Here is a 14,312-nt window from a genome sequence, read left to right as displayed (position 1 = left end):
AATGACGTAATTTATTAGAATTAATTGATTAGCCTAAGGAGATAAGAGCAATGGAAGGTGTTTTAATTTGTTTAACGCTTCTTTTTTTATTGGTTATCTCTGGAGTGATAACACGCTTTATTTCTTTTCTACCCGCTCCATTAATCCAAATTACTATAGGAACAATTCTGGCAGTTTTATTTCCAACCTTTGATGTTGGATTTAATCCTGAACTTTTTATGTTATTGTTCATCCCACCGTTGTTATTTAATGACAGTTGGCATTTTCCTAAGCGTGAGTTTTTGCTCTATACCAGACCCATTATTATGCTCTCAATTGGGTTGGTTTTTTTCACCGTAGCAGGGATTGGTTATTTAGTCCATTGGTTCGTTCCACTCATTCCGTTACCCGCGGCGTTTGCATTAGCTGCAGCACTTTCTCCAACAGATGCAATATCCCTTAGATCCATGACTGCCGGAGCTCGGATACCTGAACGAATTATGCATATCTTACAAGGAGAAGCTCTTTTAAATGATGCCTCAGGCTTGGTTTCATTTAAATTAGCGGTTGCCGCGATGGTCACAGGTGTATTTTCACTTAAAGGGGCAGCATTTAGTTTATTATTTATTAGTCTAGGTGGGATTGCTGTTGGTTTTATTCTTACTTATATTTTTATTTCACTATTGGGAAAATTAACCCAACATAGCGCTCATGAGACCACTACGGAAAATCTTTTGTTATTACTTTTACCCTTTAGTGTATATCTAGTCGCAGAAAAGTTAGGATTTTCAGGAGTTCTAGCTACGGTTGCTGCTGGTTTTACGGTAGATAGAGCCGGATTTTTAGATCGAACAATGGCCAAAATGCGTATTGAAGGCCATTTTGTCTGGGGAGTGCTCGATCTCACTTTAAACGGAATCATATTTATTCTCTTGGGTTTGTATTTACCCCATTCGATTAAATTTCTTGCGACTACAGGGTACAGTTTCTCTGAATATACACAAATTGTTGTTCTTATCACGGTGACGCTAATTTTATTGCGAACCTTATGGATTTATTTAACTTTGCCTTTTGAAGCATTAATTTCTAGAAGAAAACGTAGTACATGGCGTTTCCCTAATATAAAAATAATCGGCACCTTTTCACTAGGTGGGGTACGGGGAGCGATTGCTCTGGCGGCGATCTTATCGTTACCTCATACGATTAATGGAGCTCCTTTCCCCGAACGAAAGCTTTTAATCATCCTGGTGATTGGCGTTGTTCTTTGTTCCCTTTTAATAAGTAGTTTGCTCTTGCCGTTAATAACGCCTGGATTGAAGAACTTGATGCATAGACATACTCAAAATGAGGAAAATGAAGCAGTACTGGCATTAAGCAAAGCTGCAGTTGAAGCAATCAAAATAAAAATGAAGAGTTTATGTGAAGAGATTAATGATGGAGATAAAGCTTTATGCATCGAGGTTGCAGATAAATTAATCGCGACTTTTAATCAATTTATCGCTTCCAATCATGGTTCTGAACATGAAAAGATCAAGAGTATGTTAGCGTTAACAATTGAGCGGCAATTAAGATATGCGGCTCTAGAAGGGGCTCATTTGGAATTGCGCACTTTGCGAAAAGAAAGAAAAATCAACAATACAACGATGATGAAAATTATTTCAAGACTGGATTTAAGACAAATGACTTTGCATACAGAACATCAAACACTTTCAGACTCATTTGAGAGAGCAGTCAAAGAATAAGATTTCGTGTAGTTTATAAAGCGATTTATGGAGGGAATTAAGCTCTTAACCTAACTCCCAGCTTGAATATAGTGTGCTTTTCATAATGTATTTGATAATGAAAATGTCTCCATTCCTTGCTTCTCTTCTTTTTTTTGTTTATTGAGCTGAAACAAACATAGAGAAACCAAAGAAGGAACCTTATCATGTGCTTTAAGTAAGGTATGTCTATAAAGCGCGGTTTCTTCAATCGATTTTAATGCTGCTTTTGGATTACTATGTAAACCCTCAAGCCGGAATCTTGCTGGGGTATATGCACCGTTTAATAACATGTGCCGCAAACCCCAGTTATAGGAATTTAGATTAGGTGTTATGCCCAGTTTTTCCGCCAATGCAGTTGAAAATTCTAGTTCATCGCGGTCTTTGGAGGTATGCGCGGCTTCTTCTTTCATTGTCTCGATTGGAGGTAACTTCAAGCGACCACTAAATACCCCACAAGCATAGCGTGCTTGCAATTCAACAAGAGGAAATACGGCTCCACGAGCACCGGGATACATACCTATATATGCTAGACGGTGCGTAGCGAGTGAAAAAGTATCTTCATAAAGTAACGAAGTTGGAGGAAGACGCAGATGTTCAGGGAGAAATGATAAGTCTCTTTCATAACCAGTACAAAAGATAACAACATCAAATTCAAGAGTACGACCATCTTTTAAGACGACACTGGAGTTTAGAAAATAGTCGACTTCGCCACAAATAGGTTTTAATTTCCCGCAACGCACTTCTTTGAAATAATCATCGGCTACCACAAAACCCACAGGAGAATTAGGGGACATATGCCACTCTGGGACCTCATTTTGTTCCGGGCAGTGCTGCAACATGAATTGATATTGTTCTTCTCGAGACATGGGTTTTTGTGAACTAGCATAGGTTTTTAATAAGTCTCTGGGCAGAAAAGGGCCATCATTTTGAGGATCCGAAGAGCGATATCTTTTTATTACCCAGCGTTCTTTTCTTAATAAATGGGTCACCTCGGTTATTTTGGCAACTTCTTCTGCAAGTGAAGTACCGCTTAAAGATCCCCCAAGTATTAAAACACGCTTATTTACAAAGTCCTTGGCAGACTTATATTTGGAGCTATGGAGCATGTTATCCTGTAATTGGTCTAAGCCTTTAAACTTAGGAATATAGGGATTGGTAAATTTACTTGTTGCAATAATAAGCGAATCAAACAATTCTTCTTTTAGCGTTGTTTTATTTTCTTGCCAACGAATCAGCCATTTTCCATCTTGTTCTAATACCTCTATGACGCGACACCCAAAGCGAATATAAGGTAAAAGATTAAAGTGTTTTGTATAGTTGGATAAATAATCATATACCTCTTGCGTGGTTGGAAAATCAGCGGTGTCAGTTGGCCAATTAAAATTAGAAAAAGTTCCGGTATGCCGTGAGATATTTACTTTCATTCCGGGCCAAGCCGAGCCTTGATCCGAAGGCTTACGATCATCTGGACCCCATACACCACCAACCCGGAATGACATTTCAAAAAGAGTGGGAACTATCCCTTCATCAAGAGCAGCTACAGCGGAAGTAAGACCAGAAGCACCCGCCCCAATGATGGCAATTTTGGGCATAATGAAAAACTCTCCATATTTGATATTTTTTTACTAAAGTGAATTAATCTCAGCACGCTAGGACAAGGTTGGGCTGCGTGCTGATGAGACAGTGAAGAGATTTACTTACCTCCGAAGCAAGCATCCAGAGTGACTGCATTATCAGCAGGAAGCCAGTGGCCGTATTTTTCTCCATGCCACCGACTGGTTTCTTCGAGCTTCGCGAGTACTGTTTGTTTGGTGAGTTCCTTGCGTTTTATCCAATCAGTACAACGCTTCTTAATCTGTCTACGAATTTGATCGCGCATAAAAGCGTAACGACAAGGATTATAGGCTTCATTTAGGTTATCTGAAATATAGGGTTCCAATAAGTTATACTCATTAACGTGTTTGGAAAACTCCCATTTATCCCCATTCAAAACTAGGATTGGGGGAAGTGTCTGCTCTCCAATATTCACGCTATGTGCCAGATTCATATAAAACTTCCACCCTGCATAATTGGCAGCTAAATCCGCATTGGAATACACCCCATTAATTAATGTACCTAGATAGGTCTGCTCTAGAATTTGACCGTAAGTAACAATAGCGGCATGGGCTTGTTGTGTTGTTTTTCCATGATCCAGAAAATAGTTATAAATTTTGTAATAGGTATGCCCCATCATGAAAAAATGCCCCAGTTTATCGGTACCAAAATGGTAACCATACATATTAATCGTTGGAGCAAGTCCAATCACAAATAGGGGCGATTGCGAAAAAACGAGCCAATAAACAGTTTTCCAGGGCCAGACTTCTTTATGCATCATGGGATTGGAATCTTTAGGTAAACGACGTAACCAACGTGGAAAACCCGGGCCGGTATTTGTATATATTAAATCAGCAATATAGGTATCTTTACGGCGAGCTGCTAATTGTGACGCCGCATGTCGACTCTTTTTTGCTCTGGGGAGAAGCATTTGAATTTCTGCATTGGTTTGCGCGATGGATTTTTCAAGGACCTCGTAAAGTCTGTAACTTGCTGCTGGGCCGATGTCTTGTAATTCACCAGGTGGAAGAGTAAATTGATCCGTTTCTTCAGCTTGAATGTCCTGTATGCCATAAACACTAAATAATACAATTAAAAAGAAGATCCTTGTAAAAGCCATATTCCTTTTCCTTTCCTTAATCGGTGAATCATTAGAATACAAAATGTTTCCTACTGTCTAGAAAAATTATTAAGAAATGTATTTTAAATGAGATAATTTACGTTCAAATGATATTTATGCCGGATTGGGTACATAAAAATCAAGAAATGCCCTTACCTTAGGTAGTTCCGATCCATAGGAGTGATAAAATGTAAAAATCTCATATTGTTTAAACTTTATTTCCGGCAGAATATGAATGAGTGTTTTTTCTTTCAGGGCCTGCTCAACGAGTGTGTCACCTGTTAAAAAGAGACCTATTCCTTTTTTACAAGCCTGGTTTAGCGCATTAAAGTCATCCATAAAGAGTATGGGATGGGGGCAGGATAGATAAGTTCCGTTTTCTAGTGGGAGTTCCGTAGCCGGTTTTCTCAGACTGTGGGAAATAAATGGAAAGTCCATGAGGTCGAAGGGTCGAACGGGCATTCCATATCGTTGGATTAGACTAGGTGCTGCACAAAGAATATTGTTGATTGGGCTCATTTTTCTGTATTTTAAATGGTCTGTAAATGGTGGAATTTCCGGAAAACCGACCATCACATCAATATCTTTACGCGCTAAATCATTATCTTGTTCGGAGAACAAAAATTCACATTCGATCAAGGGATACTGAGCCATAAACTCAGCAAGCCGATCGAGAATGAGTTCCTTAGCAAGAATGGTCGAAACCAAAATGGTAATTTGACCTTGAGGAATGGATTGTCTTGATTCGATAAATTGTTCAATACGTTGTGTCTCCGCAAGAAGTTTCTGAAATTTTTCCAGGAGTACTACACCAAATACCGTCAGTTGCACTTTACGAGTATCTCGGATAAAGAGTTTTTCCCCAAGTTGATCTTCCAAGTTCTTAACTTGCTTACTCACAGCGGTCGGTGTAATGCACAGCTCGGCCGCAGCACGATTGTAACTTAGATACTCTGCTACTTTTATAAAGCATCTTAATTGAGAAAAATTTAACATAATAACCGATTTAGTTATTTAATTAAGCATCAATTATAAACTAAAAGTTCATAATTGCCGAACAAATATGGATTAATATTCCCCTAATTGATAAGTACAATTGGAATAAATCAAGTAGAGAGGTAGATTATGAACTATCAATATCATCACGTTGGAATACCCGTTACACAGCCACGTGCAGGGGAGCGTTATAGTGCTGTTATGGATATGTATACTTCAGGAGGTGAACTACCCGGACGTATTCAATATCATCGATTTGGTCCGAATTGCCCTTTACATAAGCTGATTCAAACTCAACCCCATATAGCCTATAAAGTGCAATGTATTGAGGAGGCAATAAAGGGCAAACATGTTCTTTTAGAGCCTTATTTTCCCTTAAAAAATTTTCGAGTAGCAATGATCGAGGACCATGGGGCAATTATCGAATTCATTGAAACAAGCTTGTCTGAAGAGGAAATATGGGATGAATCAAAGCACCAAGATTCTATGCTCTACTCCAAAAGCGGTTAGGCAGTAAGGATTTGCCGGTTGATTAGATGCTCGGCACATCAACTGCAAATAATGTGTAAATTTTGAAAATAAATTAACCAGGCCTGTATTAATATTAAATATAATAGTAACTTGCCCACATTAAATGCAAATTAAGATGTCCGAGTCGATTCAATTTGTGGTAACTGGAGAAAGCGCCGGTATCGTTGAAGTAAAAATTGATACTTCTTCATCAGAAATCACCGCAACCTTCATCTATAAGCCAAATCCTGGGACCCCCGTTCCCAAAGAAATGTTATTAGGTTATCGTGATGCCTCAGGAAAAGGTCATATGCTTTCCATGACTCAAGAAAAAGAGGGAGAATGGAGCGCAAAACGATCAATTGCAGCCAATGAAAGCAGCGATTTTTTTATGCATCCCGATGTGCAGCCTGGGAAATTGGCTCAAAAGCCTAATATTATCCATAAAATCGCTTTATCCGATGGGAAAATTATCCGATCGGTGTATGAGAATCGTGAATTAGCCGAAGAAAATAAAGGGACTATTCAAAAACGCGTACTGAGTGCAACGGGCATTTTAAGTGAGCCTATAGAGGAGCCTTATACATTAAAGTCTGGGGATCAGTTGGTTGAAGTCTATTTTCCGGCAGGATATAAAGTTTCTGCATCTAGATCTAGAGAGTACAATATTCAGGTGATGCTCGATGGGGATATGCATTTACGTGAGGATGCCTTTGGAAACCGCATGGGCACAAAACACATTTTAGATAATTTAATTGCTGAAGGTAAAATAGAACCGGTCATTGCAGTATTTGTATCACCTTCCCCACCTACTATGGGAAAAGGGCAATGGGCTTCTATGCCAAGACTTAAAGAATATGGTTGTGATCTGCATACCGATGCGATGCTTACTAAAATTCCCAGTGCATTAAAGCGAGCAGATATCCAAGTGACAAGAGATCCTCAAAAAATAGGGATATGTGGACAAAGTATGGGGGGGCTGCAAGCTTTATATACAGCCAAAATGCACCCGGATATCTATGGACACGTGATTGCTCAATCTCCCGCGGTTTGGTGGGGACCCTCATTACTCCGCTTAAAAGGTAAAGAAGTCGATGAGCCTGTACGTTATGAAGAGGACCGAACTTGGCGTGCACCTTTGGCTAATAAGGATGAGCAACAATATTTATTGCATATGCTTAAGACAGGCTATGATGAATTGTCCAAACAAAAAGTACCTCAAGGAGGCGTTAATATTCATCTCCAGGCAGGAACCTTGGAAACAGGAGACTGTGGGTTAGGTGATGAACCATTAACTCAAGCCACTATGGCCCTAGCCCAAGAATTACAGGTTCCATGCACACTTCATGATGGGGGACATGCAGTAGAACCTTGGGCAACTGGACTTGCTGTTCTTTTACCCCAAGTCCATCCTAAGCTGAGTGCTTTGAAGGAGAGTTGGCTTGCTTCTGCGCCAAAGACTGAATCTGGCGCTATTGATTTAACCAAAGCCGAGCGTTTTGCCGAAGGGGGGACCCATGCGCTTTATCGATTTCCGGATGCCCCTTATGTTATTAAAGTAATGAAACAAAATCCCAATCCTAAGGAGCTTGAAGAGTTAGAGAAAAAATATGCTGTTTTATACGATTGTTTTGATCGGGACAATAAACAACGATGTATTCGGGAACAACATACTATCCAACACGTTTTACTCCCTGGAAAAGAACCTCAAAAGGCAGCTTTATCAATCGTTCCCTATGAAAAATGCTTCAAGTCTAAAGTGAAATTTGATTTTAAAATAGAACCCGCGGAACTCGATCCCTACTTAATGGAGCACAATAAAGTGTTGTGCGATAAAGCGAATAAAATACTTATTCATAAGGATCACTCTGATTCCAGTTTTGATTTTAATGATTACTCGAGGATTGATGAACGAATCGGCAAAATAGTACAACGTTTAGATGGCGATCCTAAACTTAAGGAGCTAATGATTGAGTTTCTAAATCATTATCGTGATTTTTATCAAAAAACGAATATCATTATGGATGCTATGGGGTTTGAAAATATTCTTTTCTTTCAAGATGAAAAGGGTGAGTGGCAATTTAAAATAGGAAGTGTCATCAAACACGATACGGGAAAATATACTAATGAGTTATTTCAAGCACTACATAGTGAAAAAGAAGTTGATTTGAATTCTTTTGTTAATTTTACCCATGCCTATTTTTCACCGGCGAATATTAGAGCGGTAAATCTCTGTGCGATGAAACTTGGTTTAGAACCTGTAATTAATGATGTGATCATCGATCCCAAAGATTTATTCAAAATATCGCAACGATTATCTATTCCTGAACGAATGCTTGCCTATGCACGACATGGCGATTTTGAACAGGTAGGTACTATGCTCGAGTCAAATAAAGGACTCCTTAGTTTTAATCTCCAAGATTTCTGGGCATATTCTTTAATTGCTGATGAATACACAAAGCATGGACAGTCACCCAAAGCACTTAAAGCTTATTTAGATGCCGTCAGTAAATTTCCAGTTATCTTGCCGGAAAATAAAGAGGATGCAAAACGGATACACGATGCGAAAACAGCCATTGTCGATCGAAAAAATATACACGATAAAAAAATAATGCTCCATCAAGAACTCACTATGTCTTTACCCTCATCCGTATTAACTAAAACTATGACTCATAATTATAAAAAGCAGCTGCAAGAAACAAAATCTGAAAACCCTTCTATTATTTCTATTTCATATAACTGATGGATCGATTTCTTTTGGGCGAGAATTAAGCTACGAAAGAAGCCATTCGAAGATTTGCAATATTCTCCAAATGAATTAAGATGGTTCAATTTGACTGATATTTTGCTCGGAGTATCTATGTTTGGTGAGTTATTTGAAAGTTCAATAGCCTTAAGTATTCAATATTACTCCAACCAAGCATATGAATATGTGACTAATATTTTGCACCAAGCAGAACAATTTGGAGTTGGCCGTACCAGAGATTTTATTCGAGATCCGAAAAAGATGATCCAAACTTTAACCTCTGAAGCCCGGAGTAGCGAAGAGGGATACAGCGTTGTGAGTTTGGGATATTTGGGAGGACACTATGCTGTTATTACGCCAAAGTCTCAAGCTCAGTTTGTTGAATTAATCACTCAATTCGATAAAGAACAATCAAGCCGAAAAGGACATGCCTCGTTTAAATTTTTTTCTGGGAATGATTTTTTTATAATTTCAGATATTGGACATGATGCACTGACATCGAGAAAAAATCTGTCTCGTTTTCTAACCCCATCCCGGCTTGCTAATCCTCTCAGCATAGAAATAGAAAAAAGGACGGTTTCTGAGATGGATATTAAAATTCGTCATTCAATATGTGGAATTGTGCGAGCGGTAATGGTCGAAAATATGCTGGGTATCAAGCAATTACCAGAAGATACCTATAATATGATGGAGTCTTATCGAAACGATGTAAAACGTTGGGGTGCATTTCCTTTCCCTGAATTGCTTAATTTTATGCCGAGCTTAAGAAAAAAACGAGATACTTACCGGACTTTTTCAAAGGGGATTTTAGAGCAGGAGTTCGAAAAAGTGGTTGCCGTGCTTCATTCCGACGATCATCCCGGAGATGCAAATTTAATTGCTGCTTCTATAGTAAGTTTGTTTAAAGATGAAAACCCAGATCTCTCAAAGAGTGAATTTTCAAATGCTTTAAAATCTTTACCTGTTTCTGAGATTAGACGCTATTTTCAAAATCCCATCGTTCAATCGCTACCGATGATCCTCAAAGCAGCAGATAATTTAACTGATGCGATTGTCTTATGCCTCGAGCAAATTGCATCCGACCCAAGCAAATTTGAGATGATTCGCGATGAAATTGATGAAGCTCATTTGACTTTCGAAGAGTTAGACATTAAAGCTCTGAAATCTTTACCCATACTCGATGCATTTTATAAGGAGTCAGTGCGGTTTGATGCTCCTATTGCAGTACCCCGATATACCCAAAATGGATATTCATCGGATTCAATGAATATTCCCCCTAACACGATGATTATATTTGATTTACATGCTTTAGCTAAAGGCGAACAATATTGGACGAATCCTGATGCGTTTGACCCTAAACGATTTTTACAACCGAAGCAGCACATGAAAGTTGGGAATGAATCCGATAACAAAAATAATCATATCCTTGGTCAATTTCCATTTGTCCCATTTTCAATAGGTCAACGCAACTGCCCAGCATTTGCGGTTACAGAAGTGTTATTTAAAGCAGCTATTGCGAAATTTGTGTCAGACTATCAACTGAGTTTTGTTAAAAAAGAGGATAATGATTCAATATTGCACGTTGCTTCCAGGGATAAATCGTTCCGTTTAACCCAATAATGACTTCAATTATTAAATTGGTCTTGCTTGAAATTGGGGTTCCACTTTCGCGAGACAACAGCTTTTAACTTAATAGCAAATGAGTCCTACGCTAGGCTTTCCAAGATATATAGTTAGCCCATAGCCGATCCCAAGCAAAATAATCTATAATGTTCCATGTGAGGACGACCTCACCCGAAATGGTTACACCCGGGACGGCCCGACTTAATGAAAAGAGGGTAATATGGCCTGGATTATATTAACTGTTGCTGGTTTACTTGAGATAGTATGGGCTTTTTTCATGAAATTGTCTCAGGGTTTTTCGAAACCGCTTCCTTCCATCGTTACAATTGTGGCAATGATTGCAAGCTTTATATTGCTAGCTCTTTCTATGAAAACCCTACCCTTGGGAACTGCTTATGCAATCTGGACTGGAATCGGTGCAGTTGGTGCGTTCCTGGTTGGACTCCTTATGCTGGGAGAACCAGTCAATATCATGCGAATTGTTGCAGCATTTCTCATCGTTTCCGGGCTTTTGATGATGAAGTTTTCTTCCTAGATGAAGGGCTCGAATTGGCTTAGAGCTTAAAAGCAAAATAACCACTTCGGGTTCAGTTCATTGCTCTAAACGATACCTCTTTAAAATTTCAATGTCCCGCGGCTTTTCTGCGGGATCCCTAGAAATACAAATTGCACTTCATTGCATTCGGGAATATCGTAGGTGCCTCCCGCGGATGTCGCGGAAGGTAGAGATAGGGAGGGTTGGTGTTTATTAAATATACATCGACGTGCGAATTTCTTCGAACTGAGCGTCATCATGCTCTTGCATTTTTTCCGCTGCCTGTAACTCCTCTTGCTCTTGTTCTTGTTGTGTTTTTAATTTCATTAACTCAATCATGTTTTGGGTTTTTAACTCGTGTAATATAGCCGCCAATAAAAAATCAGTGGTGGTTTGCAGGCTTATTTCTTGAACAGGTTGCTGGATTTCCTGTGTATTTTGTGCCTCTTGTTTTGCTGATGTGGGCATTGGTTTTGAATTAAAAAAAAGTGGCGCCTCCTGATTTGAGTAGGGTTTTTGGGCTTTATTATTTCCATTTGCTAGACGAGCATTTGTAGCTTTTTTACCCATGATGATCTCCTTTTCCTTATGAGTCCCCTTCAGATTAATCTAAATATTGATTTAAATGCAAATGTTTTTTTCAAGATTGGCAAATTTTGTGTTTTTATCATTAATATTGCTCATCAAGTCTAGATCTCATCCTTTTTTTCTTTTCCAAGTGAATAAAAAAGAACAATATTGTCTTAAATTGCTCATCCTGGGTTTCTTTTAATATTTTGTTAATTTTATCGTGTTATAGTTTTGCGCATCTTGTTAAATTTATCACCGATTCATTCTTTGTTTATTAGTCATATGAGAAAAAAATATGAAAGAACTCTTTGAGAAAAATACTTCGAAATCTGGCAGTACTACGTCTTTGACACACCCTGATATTTGTACTTGTACAATGTGTATGAAAAGCAAATTATCCACTGAGGAAGCAAGCAGGCATTTCCGTAGCTTGCAAGCTACCATGGTGGATCGAAGAAATCCCGATACACCTGGTAGCAAACCCTTAATGAAAGCCGTAGAAGCCTATGCCATTCTTAAAGCAGGCACAGAAATAAACATGATGGAAGCAATTGGACTTACGGAATATGATCTACCTGATTCAGGAACTACGATTAAAATAAGTCCCCCACAAGAATTAACCATTAAAGCAACATGGAAAAATAAAAATCAGGAACGTGCTGTTAGTGGTACGGATGCGAATGTTTTTGGTAGCTTGGGTGTATTAGCAATTCCTTCCGATGTGCAAGTAGTGAATATACCCAAAATGAATGCTCGTTCAGTACCTAGAGAATTTTTAGCTAAATACGGGGCTGAGTTAATTCCTCTAGACCAATCATTTATTTTGGATAGTGTTAAAGAGCCAGCATTAGAAAACCTATACCTGGTCGAATATCAGTGGGACTCAGATTACATCCAAGACTATGTTATGAAAAGAAAGGGCGGGGGTGGGTTATTTGTAGAAACCCATCCATTTCCCCACGTATTTACACCGTTGTCCCCGAAGTGTAGTGGTGCATTGATTCTCGGAATAGAGCAAGGTGGAGGCACATTTTCTTTTGCTGCTTTTGAAATACCCTATGGATATACAATAAAAATTGGTAGTAATGTAATCCATGGTGACTCGTTTTTTGTAGGGCCTTATGCTATCGCATTAACCGAAACTGAATTAGCTGATTCGGTTATTTTGAAGCAAGATACGCCCCAACGTGATCCGCAACAAGTAGTTCAGATACCTACCCCAACGTTTAAAATCGATTTATTTGAAGATACTCAAATACCTAAAGGTGTTTTTGAAAATCGGATGAACTTTTTTAAACAATTACCCAAGGAAGTTGCAAGTGACGTTCGTCCTTTATCTACATCTTCTCAAAAAAGGGTATGATCCACAATCTGGAGCAGTACCTCCTTTACGGTATCCAAAATAGTTCAGTCATCCTATTTGGAATACTTAGATGATGAGCATATGGAGAACTACTCAAAGTAGTTACTCCATTGGCTTTCTGGAGGAAATAAGGAGCTAACTGAAACGTTTAATCTTTCCAAAGGGAAAAATAAAGTGTATTATACAAAAAACATCCAAATTGGAAAATAATTTCCACTGAAATTTTGAATATTTGTAACTTTCCCTAGGATTTTTAAGAGGTAAATGGATATGTTTAGTAAATTCGGACCAGCAAAAAATACTTTTGAAGAAGAAATAGCATCAGAGCAACGTCAAAAGCTGCAAGAAAATTTAGAAAGGCTTGCTGTTCCAAAAATTGAACAAGAAAAAATCATGCAAATGCGAAATAATTCATCTGATGAATATCATAAGTCGCGTTGTTTTTGGTTCCTTGAAAATCAGACATTTCCTCAGAAACAAACCATGTTTAACCAGCATCACATTGACACATTTAAAAAATGTCAGCGTGAACTGAGTGACGCATTAGACAATGGGCCAGAAGAACCAAAGTCAGAGAGCATGAAGTTTAGATAGATTATGGGAAGCATCTTGGCTGTGAAGATGCCCGATTGTACCGTGGTTATCGAAATTCTGCCGGGTCGGGTAACCAAAATACCCGGTTTGATGCATTAATCACTACATCAAGATAAGGGCTTCCTGTCGCCATATCTATGAGTTTATCGGCCCATTTTGCATAGGTTTCTGCGGATTGGAATTCAAATTTTTGTTCTGAATTCATCAATGTTAATGCAATCAGGACGCCAATCATTTCATAAATGATTGGTTTTTGGTAATCATGCATGCATTTCTGGGCAATAGTAACTCGGTCCTTTTTTCCATCCATAAGGACCGGTTGAGCAATGTGTTTTAATACATTTTCTTCCATGGTTAGCCCTGTCAATGCAGCCACGCGTTGAATCAGTTCTTCTTGGGGATATACCAGGGCCGTAGCCACCTCCCGATTAATTCCAGGTTCATAGAATACAGGTTGATGCTTGAGTATATTAGGAAATTCTTCGATATAAGGCACACACTGAGTTACTTCAAAGTAATCGTCAATCGATTTAAGCATGGGTTTGAAATCAAAACCTACTTGCGTATCCAACTCAGCGTTTAAGTCATTTAAATAGCAAACGATTGCCAACCCCCCCATGATCCGAGCGCGAGCCTCGGGGGAGTTGGTATCTGCCTTACTGATTGGATATGCAATGCTGAGCCAACGATTGGGAGCTGAAGCCAACGCCTCTATTTTAGACCGGAGATTACGAGCATACATTTTTATAGTGTAGTCTATAACGAGATCACATATCTCTTGGCGTGGTCTTAAAATCATCATTTCCGTAGGCTTGGACATGCTTGATCCCTTGATTTTGGCTTCGTTCATGCTAGTTACTCATTTTAATTCAATGTGTACTCTTGCTCTTTGTTTGGCTCCAGCTGTTTTAGTAAGCTTC

General features: G+C 38.8%; 12 protein-coding genes. 7 read left to right on the top strand and 5 right to left on the bottom strand.

Going from position 1 to position 14,312, the window contains the following annotated elements:
- Positions 1–50: 50 nt before the first annotated feature.
- On the top strand, positions 51–1,721 hold the full coding sequence (locus tag ACWTE2_RS12205; protein ID WP_454785552.1) for a Na+/H+ antiporter: 1,671 nt from the start codon (positions 51–53) through the stop codon (positions 1,719–1,721).
- 80 nt (positions 1,722–1,801) lie between these two features.
- Here the strand turns inward: ACWTE2_RS12205 and ACWTE2_RS12200 are convergent, their stop codons facing one another.
- From ACWTE2_RS12200 to ACWTE2_RS12190, 3 genes are all read right to left on the bottom strand, one after another.
- Positions 1,802–3,334 (bottom strand): flavin-containing monooxygenase, encoded by a 1,533-nt coding sequence (locus tag ACWTE2_RS12200; RefSeq protein WP_454785551.1) that lies wholly within the window; start codon positions 3,332–3,334, stop codon positions 1,802–1,804.
- Between the two features lie 101 nt (positions 3,335–3,435).
- The gene (locus ACWTE2_RS12195) at positions 3,436–4,455 is read right to left on the bottom strand and encodes a hypothetical protein (RefSeq protein WP_454785550.1); all 1,020 of its coding nucleotides are present in this window, start codon (positions 4,453–4,455) and stop codon (positions 3,436–3,438) included.
- Between the two features lie 114 nt (positions 4,456–4,569).
- Positions 4,570–5,451 (bottom strand): LysR family transcriptional regulator, encoded by an 882-nt coding sequence (locus ACWTE2_RS12190; RefSeq protein ID WP_454785549.1) that lies wholly within the window; start codon positions 5,449–5,451, stop codon positions 4,570–4,572.
- Positions 5,452–5,580: 129 nt separating this feature from the next.
- Between ACWTE2_RS12190 and ACWTE2_RS12185 the strand changes: the two genes are divergently transcribed.
- From ACWTE2_RS12185 to ACWTE2_RS12170, 4 genes are all read left to right on the top strand, one after another.
- Positions 5,581–5,961 (top strand): helicase, encoded by a 381-nt coding sequence (locus ACWTE2_RS12185; protein ID WP_454785548.1) that lies wholly within the window; start codon positions 5,581–5,583, stop codon positions 5,959–5,961.
- A 136-nt stretch (positions 5,962–6,097) separates the two neighbouring features.
- Complete coding sequence (locus tag ACWTE2_RS12180) at positions 6,098–8,704, top strand: alpha/beta hydrolase (RefSeq protein ID WP_454785547.1); 2,607 nt, start codon at positions 6,098–6,100, stop codon at positions 8,702–8,704.
- A gap of 117 nt (positions 8,705–8,821) precedes the next feature.
- Positions 8,822–10,327 (top strand): cytochrome P450, encoded by a 1,506-nt coding sequence (locus ACWTE2_RS12175; protein WP_454785546.1) that lies wholly within the window; start codon positions 8,822–8,824, stop codon positions 10,325–10,327.
- Between the two features lie 223 nt (positions 10,328–10,550).
- Complete coding sequence (locus ACWTE2_RS12170; RefSeq protein ID WP_454785545.1) at positions 10,551–10,865, top strand: DMT family transporter; 315 nt, start codon at positions 10,551–10,553, stop codon at positions 10,863–10,865.
- Positions 10,866–11,078: 213 nt separating this feature from the next.
- On the opposite strand, the gene ACWTE2_RS12165 is transcribed toward ACWTE2_RS12170, so the two are convergent.
- A complete protein-coding gene (locus tag ACWTE2_RS12165; protein WP_454785544.1) occupies positions 11,079–11,435 on the bottom strand; it encodes a hypothetical protein in 357 nt (118 codons plus the stop codon).
- A gap of 295 nt (positions 11,436–11,730) precedes the next feature.
- Between ACWTE2_RS12165 and ACWTE2_RS12160 the strand changes: the two genes are divergently transcribed.
- Complete coding sequence (locus ACWTE2_RS12160; RefSeq protein WP_454785543.1) at positions 11,731–12,798, top strand: hypothetical protein; 1,068 nt, start codon at positions 11,731–11,733, stop codon at positions 12,796–12,798.
- A 264-nt stretch (positions 12,799–13,062) separates the two neighbouring features.
- Positions 13,063–13,392, top strand: a complete 330-nt coding sequence (locus tag ACWTE2_RS12155) for a hypothetical protein (protein WP_454785542.1) — start codon at positions 13,063–13,065, stop codon at positions 13,390–13,392.
- Positions 13,393–13,438: 46 nt separating this feature from the next.
- On the opposite strand, the gene ACWTE2_RS12150 is transcribed toward ACWTE2_RS12155, so the two are convergent.
- Positions 13,439–14,212 carry a hypothetical protein gene (locus ACWTE2_RS12150; protein ID WP_454785541.1) on the bottom strand — a complete coding sequence of 258 codons (774 nt, stop codon included), beginning with the start codon at positions 14,210–14,212 and terminating at the stop codon, positions 13,439–13,441.
- Positions 14,213–14,312 lie beyond the last annotated feature (100 nt).

It is taken from the genome of Legionella nigrisilvae (genome assembly GCF_977063395.2).
The sequence above is the reverse complement of the archived record's forward strand: the minus strand, read 5'-3'. Positions and strand labels throughout refer to the sequence as shown.

Excerpts from the sequence above, each read along its gene's own strand:
- ACWTE2_RS12205 (WP_454785552.1), top strand. The coding sequence starts at position 51 with ATGGAAGGTGTTTTAATTTGTTTAACGCTTCTTTTTTTATTGGTTATC.
- ACWTE2_RS12200 (WP_454785551.1), bottom strand. The coding sequence starts at position 3,334 with ATGCCCAAAATTGCCATCATTGGGGCGGGTGCTTCTGGTCTTACTTCC.
- ACWTE2_RS12195 (WP_454785550.1), bottom strand. The coding sequence starts at position 4,455 with ATGGCTTTTACAAGGATCTTCTTTTTAATTGTATTATTTAGTGTTTAT.
- ACWTE2_RS12190 (WP_454785549.1), bottom strand. The coding sequence starts at position 5,451 with ATGTTAAATTTTTCTCAATTAAGATGCTTTATAAAAGTAGCAGAGTAT.
- ACWTE2_RS12185 (WP_454785548.1), top strand. The coding sequence starts at position 5,581 with ATGAACTATCAATATCATCACGTTGGAATACCCGTTACACAGCCACGT.
- ACWTE2_RS12180 (WP_454785547.1), top strand. The coding sequence starts at position 6,098 with ATGTCCGAGTCGATTCAATTTGTGGTAACTGGAGAAAGCGCCGGTATC.
- ACWTE2_RS12175 (WP_454785546.1), top strand. The coding sequence starts at position 8,822 with ATGTTTGGTGAGTTATTTGAAAGTTCAATAGCCTTAAGTATTCAATAT.
- ACWTE2_RS12170 (WP_454785545.1), top strand. The coding sequence starts at position 10,551 with ATGGCCTGGATTATATTAACTGTTGCTGGTTTACTTGAGATAGTATGG.
- ACWTE2_RS12165 (WP_454785544.1), bottom strand. The coding sequence starts at position 11,435 with ATGGGTAAAAAAGCTACAAATGCTCGTCTAGCAAATGGAAATAATAAA.
- ACWTE2_RS12160 (WP_454785543.1), top strand. The coding sequence starts at position 11,731 with ATGAAAGAACTCTTTGAGAAAAATACTTCGAAATCTGGCAGTACTACG.
- ACWTE2_RS12155 (WP_454785542.1), top strand. The coding sequence starts at position 13,063 with ATGGATATGTTTAGTAAATTCGGACCAGCAAAAAATACTTTTGAAGAA.
- ACWTE2_RS12150 (WP_454785541.1), bottom strand. The coding sequence starts at position 14,212 with ATGTCCAAGCCTACGGAAATGATGATTTTAAGACCACGCCAAGAGATA.